The 12728-nt window shown below is 41.8% G+C and carries 13 protein-coding genes, 1 pseudogene and 1 riboswitch; of the genes and pseudogenes, 7 read left to right on the forward strand and 7 right to left on the reverse strand.

All coding sequences use genetic code 11. From position 1 onward, the window contains the following. The first annotated feature begins 12 nt into the window (after positions 1–12). The 3 genes from ACFOU2_RS14320 (at position 13) to ACFOU2_RS14330 (ending at position 4122) form a co-directional block, all read left to right on the forward strand. The gene (locus tag ACFOU2_RS14320; protein ID WP_377916224.1) at positions 13–771 is read left to right on the forward strand and encodes a 5-oxoprolinase subunit PxpA; all 759 of its coding nucleotides are present in this window, start codon (positions 13–15) and stop codon (positions 769–771) included. A 16-nt stretch (positions 772–787) separates the two neighbouring features. Beyond that, the gene (locus tag ACFOU2_RS14325) at positions 788–1975 is read left to right on the forward strand and encodes an NRAMP family divalent metal transporter (RefSeq protein ID WP_377916226.1); all 1188 of its coding nucleotides are present in this window, start codon (positions 788–790) and stop codon (positions 1973–1975) included. A gap of 248 nt (positions 1976–2223) precedes the next feature. Then, on the forward strand, positions 2224–4122 hold the full coding sequence (locus ACFOU2_RS14330; protein ID WP_377916228.1) for a pyruvate kinase: 1899 nt from the start codon (positions 2224–2226) through the stop codon (positions 4120–4122). Positions 4123–4130: 8 nt separating this feature from the next. Here ACFOU2_RS14330 and ACFOU2_RS14335 read toward each other — a convergent pair whose 3' ends face one another. Further along, positions 4131–4451 (reverse strand): phosphatase PAP2 family protein, encoded by a 321-nt coding sequence (locus ACFOU2_RS14335; protein WP_377916405.1) that lies wholly within the window; start codon positions 4449–4451, stop codon positions 4131–4133. Between ACFOU2_RS14335 and ACFOU2_RS14340 the strand changes: the two genes are divergently transcribed. Both ACFOU2_RS14340 and ACFOU2_RS14345 read left to right on the forward strand, forming a co-directional pair. After that, positions 4386–4541 carry a hypothetical protein gene (locus ACFOU2_RS14340; RefSeq protein WP_377916413.1) on the forward strand — a complete coding sequence of 52 codons (156 nt, stop codon included), beginning with the start codon at positions 4386–4388 and terminating at the stop codon, positions 4539–4541. The genes ACFOU2_RS14335 and ACFOU2_RS14340 overlap by 66 nt on opposite strands. Positions 4542–4768: 227 nt before the next feature. Next, positions 4769–4924: a hypothetical protein gene (locus tag ACFOU2_RS14345; protein WP_377916230.1), complete on the forward strand. Its 156-nt coding sequence runs from the start codon at positions 4769–4771 to the stop codon at positions 4922–4924. 47 nt (positions 4925–4971) lie between these two features. On the opposite strand, the gene trhA is transcribed toward ACFOU2_RS14345, so the two are convergent. Further along, on the reverse strand, positions 4972–5610 hold the full coding sequence (gene trhA / locus ACFOU2_RS14350; RefSeq protein WP_377916232.1) for a PAQR family membrane homeostasis protein TrhA: 639 nt from the start codon (positions 5608–5610) through the stop codon (positions 4972–4974). A 345-nt stretch (positions 5611–5955) separates the two neighbouring features. On the opposite strand from trhA, the gene ACFOU2_RS14355 reads away from it, so the two are divergent. Together ACFOU2_RS14355 and ACFOU2_RS14360 are read left to right on the forward strand one after the other, a co-directional pair. Continuing rightward, positions 5956–6705 carry a DUF1643 domain-containing protein gene (locus tag ACFOU2_RS14355; RefSeq protein ID WP_377916234.1) on the forward strand — a complete coding sequence of 250 codons (750 nt, stop codon included), beginning with the start codon at positions 5956–5958 and terminating at the stop codon, positions 6703–6705. 188 nt (positions 6706–6893) lie between these two features. Next, a complete protein-coding gene (locus ACFOU2_RS14360) occupies positions 6894–7325 on the forward strand; it encodes a hypothetical protein (RefSeq protein WP_377916236.1) in 432 nt (143 codons plus the stop codon). A 319-nt stretch (positions 7326–7644) separates the two neighbouring features. Beyond that, a riboswitch (purine riboswitch) is annotated at positions 7645–7746 on the forward strand. 503 nt (positions 7747–8249) lie between these two features. Here the strand turns inward: ACFOU2_RS14360 and ACFOU2_RS14365 are convergent. The 5 genes and pseudogenes from ACFOU2_RS14365 to ACFOU2_RS14385 all read right to left on the reverse strand — a co-directional run bounded on the left by ACFOU2_RS14365 (position 8250) and on the right by ACFOU2_RS14385 (position 12628). Beyond that, positions 8250–8405 carry a hypothetical protein gene (locus tag ACFOU2_RS14365; protein ID WP_377916238.1) on the reverse strand — a complete coding sequence of 52 codons (156 nt, stop codon included), beginning with the start codon at positions 8403–8405 and terminating at the stop codon, positions 8250–8252. A 651-nt stretch (positions 8406–9056) separates the two neighbouring features. Continuing rightward, positions 9057–10244 (reverse strand): glycosyl hydrolase family 18 protein, encoded by a 1188-nt coding sequence (locus tag ACFOU2_RS14370; RefSeq protein WP_377916240.1) that lies wholly within the window; start codon positions 10242–10244, stop codon positions 9057–9059. Positions 10245–10364: 120 nt separating this feature from the next. Beyond that, positions 10365–10505: pseudogene (locus tag ACFOU2_RS14375) on the reverse strand (DDE-type integrase/transposase/recombinase); the annotation flags it as partial. Next, entirely contained in the window at positions 10498–11001 is a 504-nt protein-coding gene (locus ACFOU2_RS14380; RefSeq protein WP_377916407.1) for a DeoR/GlpR family DNA-binding transcription regulator, read from the reverse strand. The gene ACFOU2_RS14380 and the pseudogene ACFOU2_RS14375, both read right to left, overlap by 8 nt. Positions 11002–11371: 370 nt before the next feature. Next, positions 11372–12628, reverse strand: a complete 1257-nt coding sequence (locus ACFOU2_RS14385; RefSeq protein WP_377916409.1) for a sulfite reductase subunit alpha — start codon at positions 12626–12628, stop codon at positions 11372–11374. Positions 12629–12728: the final 100 nt, after the last annotated feature.

Below are 12728 nucleotides of genomic sequence, written 5' to 3' on the forward strand. Positions count from 1 at the left end.
AGGAGAATGAACATGTTTCACATTGACTTGAATTGCGACTTAGGTGAAAGTTTCGGCGTGTATAAAATTGGAAATGATGAAGAGATACTAAATTATGTGACATCGGCGAATATTGCGTGCGGCTTTCATGCGGGAGATCCGGCGACGATGCGCCAAACGGTCCTGCTTGCCCTTGAAAAAGGGGTAAGTATCGGGGCGCATCCCGGCCTTTCCGATTTAATCGGATTCGGTCGCCGAAATTTGCCGATTACGCCGAGGGAAGCATATGAAATCGTCGTCTATCAAATCGGTGCATTGAATGCATTCGTGAAGGCGGAAGGCGGTGTGATGAAACATGTAAAACCGCACGGTGCCCTTTATAACATGGCGGCCGTCAACCGGGAATTGTCCGAAGCGATTGCCCGGGCCGTCTATAAAGTAGACCCTGAACTTGTGTTATTTGGACTTGCAGGAAGCGAGTTAGTCAAGGCAGGAAAGAAAGTCGGGTTGCAAACGGCGAATGAGGTATTTGCCGATCGAACGTATCAGAGTGATGGAACGCTAACGCCGCGCTCTCGGGAAAATGCGCTGGTAACAGATGATAGAAAGGCAGTGGCACAAGTCGTTCGCATGATCAAAGAAGGAAAAGTATTATCCGAGCAAGGAGCGGACGTAGAGATTCAAGCGGACACCGTCTGTATCCATGGAGATGGGCCGCATGCATTGAATTTTGCCCGTCACATCCGCGAGGAGTTTATGAAAGAAGGAATTACGGTTCAATCATACAGCTAAGAAGGGAGAAGCATGAATGGGAGCAAAATCAGGATGGAGCGTGCTGCTCGGAGCGGCTTTCTTGATGGCGACATCTGCCATTGGTCCGGGTTTTTTAACACAAACGACGGTTTTTACACAGCAATTAGCAGCAAGCTTCGGGTTTGTTATTTTAATTTCGATCATTTTAGACATTGGTGTCCAAATGAATGTATGGCGCATCATTGCTGTCTCGGAAAAGAGAGCACAGGATATCGCCAATCTCGTTTTGCCGGGTTTGGGAGGATTGATCGCGATTCTCATCATTATAGGAGGGCTCGCGTTTAATATCGGAAACGTTGGCGGCGCCGGACTGGGCATGAACGTTTTGTTCGGCGTATCGGTTGAAACAGGGGCGCTTATTAGCGGTGCCATTGCGGTTGCTGTCTTCCTGGTAAAAGAAGCGGGGAAACTAATGGATCGCTTTGCACAAATCATGGGCGGCGTCATGATTTTATTGACGCTCTATGTTGCCATCACCTCTTCGCCTCCTGTTGGTGAAGCGATAGCGAAAACCTTCATGCCCGATAAGGTTGATATACTTGCTATTGTCACGCTCGTAGGGGGGACAGTGGGCGGATATATTACGTTTGCAGGAGGGCATCGTTTGCTTGACGCAGGCATTCGAGGAAAACAAGCAATCCCTCAAGTGACGAGAAGTGCGGTATCAGGCATTACGATTGCCTCTATTATGCGGATCTTTCTCTTCCTGGCGGCCCTGGGAGTCGTCAGTCAAGGACTTACATTGGATGAAAGCAATCCGCCTGCTTCTGTCTTTCAGTTAGCGGCAGGAGATATCGGATATAAACTATTTGGAATCGTCATGTTTGCGGCTGCTATTACATCGGTGATTGGTGCCGCCTATACGTCTGTATCATTCATTCGAACATTTCATCCAAAGATCGAGCAATATGAAAACTGGATTATTATTGCATTTATTATTATTTCAACTCTTGTGCTCGTCACCATTGGACAGCCTGTTAAAGTTTTAGTGTTAGTTGGTGCATTAAACGGCTTGATTTTACCGATCACACTCAGCACAATGCTGGTTGCAGCTTATAAAAAGAACATCGTTGGGGATTATAAGCATCCACTGTGGCTTGCGATCTTCGGCGGCTTCGTAGTGGTGCTCATGGCCATTTTAAGTGTGTATACGATCATGCAATCACTGCCAAAGCTGTTTTAAATGAAAAAGAATTTCGTTTGAGATATTTGTTGTATGTATTGTTCAGCTGGAAAAAGGGTGTTGCAAGAAACACTTTCAACTATCATTTCTTTTGAAAAAGCCCAAACCCGGACAGGGTTGGGCTTTTTGCTTTTCAAAAAGCAGTGCTGTCAATTGAAGAGCAATGCGATTTTGATTTTTAGAACGTTATAGGTGATTCCACTTACGCTTATCTTTGAATATGAATGTAATAATAAAGGGTTAACACCTTGTTGAAAATTTTTCTGGTTGGGGTGAATGGAATGGAAAGGCCGCAATCTATAAATCGATCCCCTGAGCGTAAAAAACTAGCTGAAATGATAGCTAACATATATGATGATATGATCAAAAAGTCCGAAAGAATGGCAGACTATCTTCCATTAAAAAAGTATCCATACAGTCGTGACAATTTCCTTTCTTTTTTAGTTCTCAGAGAAATGGATTTATCGAAAGTGCAAATGGCATTGCAAGAAGAAGGGCTGGCAGCATTGGAGACAGGAGAAGCCCATGTGATAAAAAGCATAGAAAAAATTTTAAACAACCTGGGTGTATATCCACCACCTCCGGCCGCTTTACAATGCCCTGATTATACCCGTGCCAAAGAAATCATGAAAACAAGGGCGGAAGCGGTATTTGGCACCATCCAACCCCCGGGAATCATGGTCACGCTGGATTCATCGCTGATTCATGAACCAGAAATCATGGAACAATTATTGCTGCATGGAATGGATATTGCAAGGATTAATTGTGCTCACGATTCACCTCCTATTTGGGAGAAGTTAATTGATGAAGTACGTACAGCGGAAAGGAAGCTAACATCCATCGGAAAATATGGAAATCGTACATGCAAGATTTATATGGATTTGGCGGGTCCTAAAATTCGCATTGGCAAAATTCAAAATGAAACCTTGCCCCTTAAGCTGTCTGTCCCGCGAGATGCCTATGGCAATGCGGCAGGTTTTATCCAGGGCTATATTAGCACCCGGGCGGAAAATACAATGAACGATGAGAATGGAAGCGATTCTGCCACTTTTATATTAGCGGTCAGCGCAGAAGATTCTTTTGACCAATTAAAGGTCGGTGATGAATTGACATTTAATGATATACGGGGAAGAAAACGGGGAATGAAAGTAATTGATAAACGCGATTCATCATGTATCAAAGTACAGCTGGATAAAACAGCTTATATTGATGAAACGACTATTCTTCAAAATGAAAAAATAACCATGAGCGTTCGCTCCTTGCTTTCTAAGCCTGAGACCATTGAAGTGAAAAAAGGCGATAAACTAAGATTGTATCTTGACGAGAATCGGCTTGGGCATGCAGGGGATGAACATACAATCCCCGGTGTCCCCGTTACCCTTCCTAAAGCATTCAAAAATGTTCGGATTGGTGATCGCGTATTTATTGATGATGGAAAGGTTTATGGAATTGTTTCACATGTAACCAATCAATGGATCGACCTAAACATTGCCGCTCCTTCCCTAAAAGCCAAAAGAATCAAGGAAGGGAATGGATTTAACTTGCCCGATTCGTTACCGAGCCTAAATGCCGCTTCACCAACAAAAAAGGATTTATCCGATTTATCGTTTATCGTCAAATACGCGGATATTGTCGGCCTTTCCTTTGTGCATTCACCTAAAGATTTGAGTGATCTTCGCGATGCTCTCGAGAGATTGGCAGCCCCCCATCTAGCGGTAGTGGCGAAAATTGAAACGAAAGACGCGATCCATAATCTTGCCCGCATCATTTTAGAGGGATTAAACTTTGAAGGCTTTGGGGTGATGATTGCAAGGGGAGATTTAGCGGTTGAAGTCGGATTTGAAAATTTGGCCTATGCTCAGGAGGAAATATTATCGATTTGCAGGGCTGCGCATGTTCCGGTCATATGGGCAACTCAAGTATTGGATAGACTGCTCAAGAAAGGTGTACCGTCACGCGCGGAAATAACGGATGCCATAATGGCGAACAGGGCTCAGTGTGTGATGTTAAATAAAGGCCCTTACATCATCGAGGCACTAAAAGTGCTGTCAAAACTACTTCACTTTGATAGCAATGAAGATGGCAAGCGGACTAAGATCGTAAAAGAATTTACAGCACAATACGGAATTTTTCACTCGTTATTTTAACATATCACTTATCGCCATCCTTTTTTCCAAATATGTGTCAACACCATAAAGAAAAATAGTAGATATGCCGCTCCCAGAAAAAATCCCCCTAACACATCACTTGCATAATGATCACCTAAATAAATTCGACTAACACCGACTAATCCAAGGAATATGAAAAATGACAAGCCTGCTAACCAAGCGGCCGCCTTCTTTTGATTTTCCATTAACACGCACCAAATAATGAATAAAATAAAGCCATAAAACATACAAGAGTAAAGCATGTGACCGCTTGGAAAGGATCCGCCATCATTCCCGATGAAATTCTTTCCGGGGCGTGTCCTCCCGATGGCTTCTTTCACAAAGTTCCGCAGCAATCTCGTTCCCGTGTATCCAAAAAACAAAAAGAAAGACGTCAAAAAACAGCGGCCAAACGCTAGACAGAGAGCCAAAATGAAAGTCAATATCAAACAGAAACGATAATTACTTAAACGACTCATAACTTTTGCCGTGGATGTTAATTGGTCATTGTGAAATCCGTTAATAAACCCATCTATTTGTTTATCCAAGAACGACAATGAATCGAGATTCTTTTCCACCGCCCAGGCAAGAATAAAAAACAACGACAGGCATATAAGAATGGGAAAAATAAAGGTGGGTTTTCTGAATGATGGAACGAACAATCCTTTTCACACCCCCCGACGAGAAGAAATACAGCTTGTTTCAAAGGTTATTAAATTTTTATGGAATGGATGGAAAAATAGAACCAACATTCATTGTTTATGTATGCTATAAGGTATTGACAGGAGAATCGACGAAATAAGAAAACCCGGATTGTCTGGGCAGTCCGGGTTTTTCATCTTATATTTATTAGAGCAGATAAAATAAAACGGCAAAAAAGTGGGTCGCGGTGCCTCCCAGCACGAATAGATGCCAGATGGCGTGGTGAAACTTGAAACCTCTCCAAACGTAGAAGATGGCCCCAACCGTATAGAGAACGCCCCCTACGACTAATAAAGTGATACCATTTGGAGGTACGTTTTCAACGAGCGGGTTCCAAGCAAGTACGATTAACCAGCCCATCAGAACGTACAAAATCGTAGAAGCAAAAAGGTATTTCTTTACAAAAAACGCTTTAAAAACGGTTCCTCCGATTGCGAGTCCCCACACCATCCCAAATAATGTCCAGCCGATCCATCCTTTCACAGCGATAAATAGGAAGGGCGTATAAGTTCCTGCAATAAAAAAGTAAATGGAAGAGTGATCCATGATTTCGAATAGATCTTTTACTTTGCCTGCAGGAAAACTGTGGACAAGTGTTGATGACGTATAAAGAAGAACCATTGTGGCACCAAACAAAGTAAAGCTCACCACATGCCATGCATTGCCGTAAAGGGATGAATACACGATCAACAATACTAAAGCGGCGATACTTAAAAGTGCCCCAATTCCATGCGTGATGGAGTTAGCGATCTCTTCACCTTTAGAGAATGTATGTGTGTTTGCCATTATTCCTCAATTCCTTTCAAAAAACGAATTCCCATGCAAAAGTTACCTTAATTTAGAATTATAACACAGTTTTTGAAATGCATCTTATTTTTACTTGAATGGAGAATTGTATTGTGATGTTGAAAAATTAAGTAGATTCATATATTAAAGATCCGTCTGTTCTTTCATCTCAGATAGGTTAAAAAGGTTCACTTGGATTTAGATATATGTCATTTTCATCTATCAGCTGCTAAAAGAGAAATTGTCTTTTCCGTGCCTGAAAATTGTCATGAGCTACCATTTTCCAAATAAACATATGAAGAATGCAACTTGCAAACTTTGAAAATAAAGGATGGGGGCATTTTTATGAAGAGGGAAGCAATTTTTGATGAAACCGGCACATATCGTTATTCGGTTTCCCGAGTGTGGGATGAAAACAATAAACGGAAAGTAACGTTTGTGCTGCTGAGCCCGGGAATGGCCGATGAACATAAAGAGGATGCGACAATGACTAAATGCATTTTGCTTGCCAAACGCTGGGGATTCGGATCACTTGAAATTGTTACGCTTTTTGCTTACCAGGCAAGCCGGCACACTCTATTGAAAGAGTTAACGAAGGAAGAAGCTGTCGGTTACGATAATGACCGCTACATTCAGTATGCGGTTGCGGATGCAGATTTAGTGGTAGCGGCATGGGGGGAAAACTCTACGATTCACGGGCGGGACCGTGATCTAATCTCATTGTTGGAAGGAGTTCCGCTTTGCTGCCTTGGTAAGACACACCATCATTATCCATGTCATCCGTTATTTGTACCGTATAACGTGTCGTTGGAACGTCTCCATTTAAAGCCGATTTCATTACTTGATTATGATGACCTGGAGACACCGGAAATCGTAGATTTGGACTCATTCGACCCATATGAAGCGCCTCAGGCAGAGCGAAAGGTCCCGGTCACCCAATCATTAAAAGCAGTGGAAACGGATGACGATTCCTGGATTTTTTGCATTTCGTGCTATGATGAATATCCGATGCACGGCAAGTCTGTTTGTCACAGCTGCTACGAAAAGCGGGAGAAAGAGGGAACAGGGGTTGAAGCCTATAATTATATGAGCTAGAGGATGACAGGGGAAACCGTATCTCCTTTTCACGCCTTTCTGTTTTTTTCTTGAATGAGCTTACATGTAAATCATAGAACATGGATCTTTTTTATCCATGTTCTACGATTTATGTAGATTCATATACACATAAATCCCATTCACTGTACATATAACAGGATATGAACAAAGGTGAGGGGGGACAGACGATGAGAATTGGAGAAGCGCTGCAGCGTATCGAGCAAATCTATCGCCAGTTGGAGGAAGAATGCTTTACGTTTGTGGGAACGATCGTGTCCGATGAAGCGGACGTCGATCAGCGTTTATTGGAGGAACTGATGGAGTTATTAGGCTATTTGCATAATACCCATTTGTATGACCATGATTTGCTTTGCGATATGCTTACACTTTTGGATTATGGCAATCCAATTTACCAGCTGGCAACTTGTAGACTATTAACGCTGGAAGGATTGGAAGATAAGATGGACGTCCTGGCTCAGGAAAAAAAGATTGTAGAGCAAACTCTTGCGAAATTATATTATGAACAGCGCCGTCAGCTGTTGCAGCAGGCAAGAACTCACCTTCGACAGCTGGAACGCAGCTTGCAAGCCCTTATATATGCCAAATATCATATTCATTGAACGGCATGGGGAAATTTTCTTATAAATTGTAAAATACTTTTACAATTTTGTTTTATAGTTGTAATATATGGAAGGTATAATAGGTAAAGAAGGGATTTCCTCCCAGGAGATCCTAGAGACTGAGAGACTGACGAATCAATCGTTGTTCTGTCCTACACCAGTGCAGCGAAGCAAAAAGCACGGGAAATCTTCCCGGGCTTTTTGCAGTCTGCTGATCACATCAAGGATAAAACACGAACATTAATTTATAATAATAAAAAAAAGTTCGTAAAAAGATTGACAGCTTGATAGAGAATGACTATGATTAAGATAAGAAAACGACAGTTGAATCACACATACTCATATATACTCGGGAATAAGGCCCAAGCGTTTCTACCCCGTCACCGGAAATGATGGGACTATGAGTGGAAAGAGAATCCAGGTTCCCGTCTTTTCTATTCGAAAAGAGTCCGGTCCGAGCGATTCACATATCGTTGTTTTGCCCTACAAACGATCGGCGATATGACACCGAAGGGATAAAAGCCCAGGCGGGTAGGTTTCTGCTCCTGTTTAGAAGACGGGCAACCCTGCCTGTGCCTGGGCTTCTTTGTGTTTATTCAGCAGTAACCCATTTGACATATAAAAGCACCATAATAAGCACATTTGACAATAGGAGGGGCGGCGGCTTAGAAGGCTGTCGCTCTTTTATTTGGGCTCGAAAAAAAAATCGACCACTTCTTTTCTTGACCGCAAAAGAAAAGCTAAGACATTCGCCGAAAAAGCTTGGTAAACGCCCATTTTCTCGAAGAAAGTTCACTATGTACGAGCCGGTTGTAGAAATGCTTGAATCAATACCACGTTCTGTAATATCGGAGTGGGAAAAACTTTGGAAATCAGAAGATATAAAGAAGACGGCACAAGGGAAGTTGACATAAGAGGAAATAGTCACGATGACAACGAAATCGGTTTGATGTCGCGGCTGTGTACTAGTTTTACCGTAAATTGATGGGTCACATCCCGGATTTCGCAATAGCCGCTGTTATACACATGAATGACAACATATTCTTTTTCATTATAGAGAACGTGTGAACCTATATTCATCCAATCGCTCCTTTTTACAGAAAATTTCAACTTTTATGTCATTTTAACATTTAGATACAAATTTTCAATGGTAATTTTGTTAAGTTCTTACAAAATTTTTGAAAGGGTTTATGAAACTGAGCAGTAATATATACGACAGTAAAGCGAAAAATATGACAAGGAGCGATTTGCCTTTTTCTCAGTTGGCGCGTTGAGTTTAGAGAGCGGAAGAAACTCCCGGCAAAAGGATTAGTCGTCCAATTGAGCGGGTAATGTTGTGTAAGAGGTGATAAAACATGATCGATTGGCTCAAAGATGCAACATTATTTTTAGGAGGACTTCTAAACGTCGGCATGATTCTAGTGTTCTTGATACTCTTTTTCCTTGTAAGGGCCATTAGGCGAAAAAATCGAAACAAGACCGGTTATTTGGATTGATCTATATCAATCAAAGAATTGGACATGGGCAAAAAACAGCCCATGTCCAATTCTTAACCTTTTTCGATTATTCAAGATGTAAGAACAGAAAGATGCGAATAGAGCAAAAAACGTTCTCATGTTAAATTCATTACGCATAAGCGGCTGCCAAAATCCCTTACAGGTTCTTGTCAGCCGCTTCATTTGATTTAAAAACAGTTTAACCTTTCAGGGGGGGCTTTAGGCCGCTTCTTTTTCATTTCCCTGATTTAACCGTATATTGCTTTGCTTGCTCTTGCTCTGTGGTTGATTTTTTCAGGACTTCTGAGATAGCACTTGTCAAACTTTGATGTCCTGCTGCATCATGACCGGCTTCCCACAGCATCATCCCGCCGAAGCTGTGGTCGAGCGCCAGCTTTGTTTTCTTTTGGATGGTTGCAACCCCGTTGTAGTGATAGGTTGTCCCATTCATGGTGACAACATCATGTCCGGCGTTTGCTGGATTGCTGCCTACGATCGCGGCATAGGAGAGTTGTCCAGCAGACAAGTCTTCCGGCTGGGCATAAAATGGAACGCCCAACACGAGTTTTTCTTTGGAAATCCCGTTTTCCTCAAATAGATTCGCCCAATAATTGACGATATGTTCCGTGAACGGGTAAGGAGACAGATTCGCCGCATTATACTCGCCGTCCCACTGTCCGTCATAAGCCATGATGTTTACGTGATCGACATCCCGGAACATCGATGGCTCGAACACCACGGATGTGACTTCCGTTCCCGTCACGCTATGAATCTTGGAATAAACGGCAATGGACAGTTCCTTATCCTTCGCATGGAGCTTGTCGCTTAACGCTTTTGTAAAAGCGGCCAGATTTTTGGCATCTGCTTCGGAGCGAGGATGTTCAAAATCGATGTCGATACCGTCCAGCTTTTCACGATCGGCCATCCCGACAAGCTCGTTTACGAGTCTTGTACGGGAAGCGGGCTGACTGATAGCCGTTTTGAAATATTCGTACGACTCACCGCCCTGGATGTGATACCAACCGCCAATTGCAAGCATCGCTTTTGTGTGATGTTGATGCGCTTTTTGAACCATTGTCCGCAAATGGTTGATGGCCGTTTCTCCATGTAATAAAAGACGGCCGTCTTTTGTCGGATGGGCAAAGGAGAAAATGACGTGCGTCAATTGGGAATAATGGACCGTATTGGGATCCCGAAAATCCTGAACGTAGCCAATCAGCACTTTTGGCTGTGCCGGTTCTGGTGTTGTCTTTGGTTTTGGGTTCTTTTGAGATATTGGAGCTTGTTCCGTTTTCCGGGATTTTTGACTTTCGGAAGTTTCCCGCTGTGTGTCGTTGGTAGAGAATAATACCCCCGAAATGAATCCTCCCGCGAAAGTGATGATGAAAATCAGCGCAAGGAGAAGGTTGGATTTCTTCATCATTGACATTCCTCTCACAAACTTATAGTCTTTAAAAATTTTAACAAAAAAGGAGAGGGGAGAGTGTTGGTAATATCAACCTCTTCAAAAGAAAAGGCCCTGCCGGGGGTATTGTTAACGTTAATCCTTTTTCAACTGTTGAATCGATACTGGATAAGCTGGATTTTTATCTACTGTTATGACACGGGGTCTGGCAACATACGAAAAAGCCAAGGCTTTTTTCAAGAAGCGCTTGGCTGCTTTGGTGTCTCTAAATTTACTCAAATTCGTCAGTTGATACTATCATTACTTCAATGTTTTGTTCTTTAAATTTTTTTGCATAATCATCTGTTATAGCGAAATCAGTTATTATAGTATCTATTTGATCTATTGAAGCAAATGATGCAATTGAATTTTTATTAATTTTAGTATGGTCAAGCAAAGCAACTACCTTATTAGAAGCGTTAACCATGGCTTTTTTTAATTCTACTTCATATACACTGAAATCAGATAAACCGGATTCGAATGAAAATCCATTAGCGGAAGTAAACATTAGGTCTATATTAATTTGGTTCAAAATATTTACTCCCAAACTATCTTCTAGGGAATACGAGCCTCTTTTAACAATCCCGCCTAATAAGATAACGGTGATATCAGGATGTTCATGTAACTCAAGAGCAGTATTAATGCCGCTTGTTACAACGGTTAATCGAATTTGCATCTCTTTCAGAGTACGAGCAAGTTCAAGAGCGGTTAGCAGTAAAAAAATATATGAACAGATCTGCTGATGGACATAAGAAAGTTGAAACTAAGTTAAAAATAATTTTTGTTTATGGAACTGTTATTGCTTCAGTATGCTTATTAGGTTTATTAATGTTGGCCTAATTCAACAAAAGGATGGCTTTAGTAAAATAAATGAGGTGCCATTTTTTGCAACTCTTTCGTATTTTTCAATATTCCGCAATCGGGCGCTTTAATTTAATAAGACATAAAAAAAGAGAGCAGCCAAGCTTTCATGTCCGCCACTCATGTACAAGTCTTTTTATATAATTTGACACTAAAGACAATCAAAAAAGTAACGCTCCGTACCAACCGGAACGAAGCGTTATTTTTTGAAAACAATATAACTGTATACTTAAAACGTTTTCATTTTAATACACATCACGTTGATAACGCCCTTGCTTCTGCATATCTTTAAGATACGCTTCAGCTGCATCGCGAGCCATCGCGCCTTCTTTTTCAATAACAGTAATAAGCGCTTCGTTGACGTCTTTCGCCATATGTTCCTTATCCCCACAAACGTAGAAATAAGCTCCTTTTTCAATCCATTCAAACAATTCTTTGCTATGCTCAAGCATTTTATGTTGCACATAAACTTTTTGAGCCGTATCACGGGAGAATGCAGTATCAAGTCTTGTCAATACCCCATCTTGTTGATATTTTTCCAACTCGCTTTGATAAAGGAAATCTGACGCTGCATGCTGGTCTCCAAAAAATAGCCATGACCGGCCAGTGGCTTTATTTACTGCTCGTTCCTGGATAAAAGAACGGAATGGTGCAATGCCTGTCCCAGGTCCAACCATAATAATATCTTTGTCTTGAGACTCTGGCAAATAGAAGTGTTTATTTGCTTGAACAAAGACTGGAAGCGTATCTCCTTCTTGAACACGTTCTGCACATAAAACAGAACAAACGCCTTTTCGATCGCGTCCGTGCGCCGTGTAGCGTACAGCACCGATGGTTAGATGAACTTCATCTGGATTAGCAGTAATACTGCTTGCAATAGAATAGAGACGCGGCGTCATTTTTCTTAATAATGAGACGATTTCTTGGGCAGAAGCCTTCCATGGACCAAAATCACGTAACATATCAAGCAAATCACGCCCATAGCAATATTCCTTTAGTTGGTTTGCATTTTCAACCAGCACAAGCTTTTGCAGCTTTTCGTTTTCTGTGAATGCAGCTGCCTGTTGTAAAATTTTCTTCGTCAGCAGTGTAATTTCAAAGTAGGTTGTCAGCGCTTCCTTCAGTGGCAGTGTCTCACCTTGCTTACTAACGGTTACAACCGCTTCTTCATCCCATTCCATTTCATTAATAAGAGAAGCCACAAGCTCTGGATCATTTGATGGGATAACGCCAAGTGCATCACCTGGGACATAAGAAAGGCCCGACCCTTGTAATGATAACTCAATATGCCTTGTTTCCTTGCTAGAGCCTGTTCCATTTAAATTAATATTTTTAAGAACCTTCGCTTGAAATGGATTGGTCCTTGAAAATGGGAGTTTCTCACTTTTGGCATTTTTAGTATCTTCTAAAGTACGTTGCATAGCTCTTAACCTCCAAAGGTAGTATATATAACTAGAATAACACAGAAATGGGAAATATGAAGAAGTAACACAAGAATAAATCTATATAGATCGATTTAGAAAATTCGACCTGACCAAAGAACGGCCATGCCAAATTTTCTAGACCTAAGCGGCTGGCGCCCCCCTTGCGGGGTTGGCGCCA

The organism is Bacillus songklensis (genome assembly GCF_042649685.1).
Classification (GTDB): domain Bacteria; phylum Bacillota; class Bacilli; order Bacillales; family Bacillaceae_H; genus Bacillus_BA; species Bacillus_BA songklensis.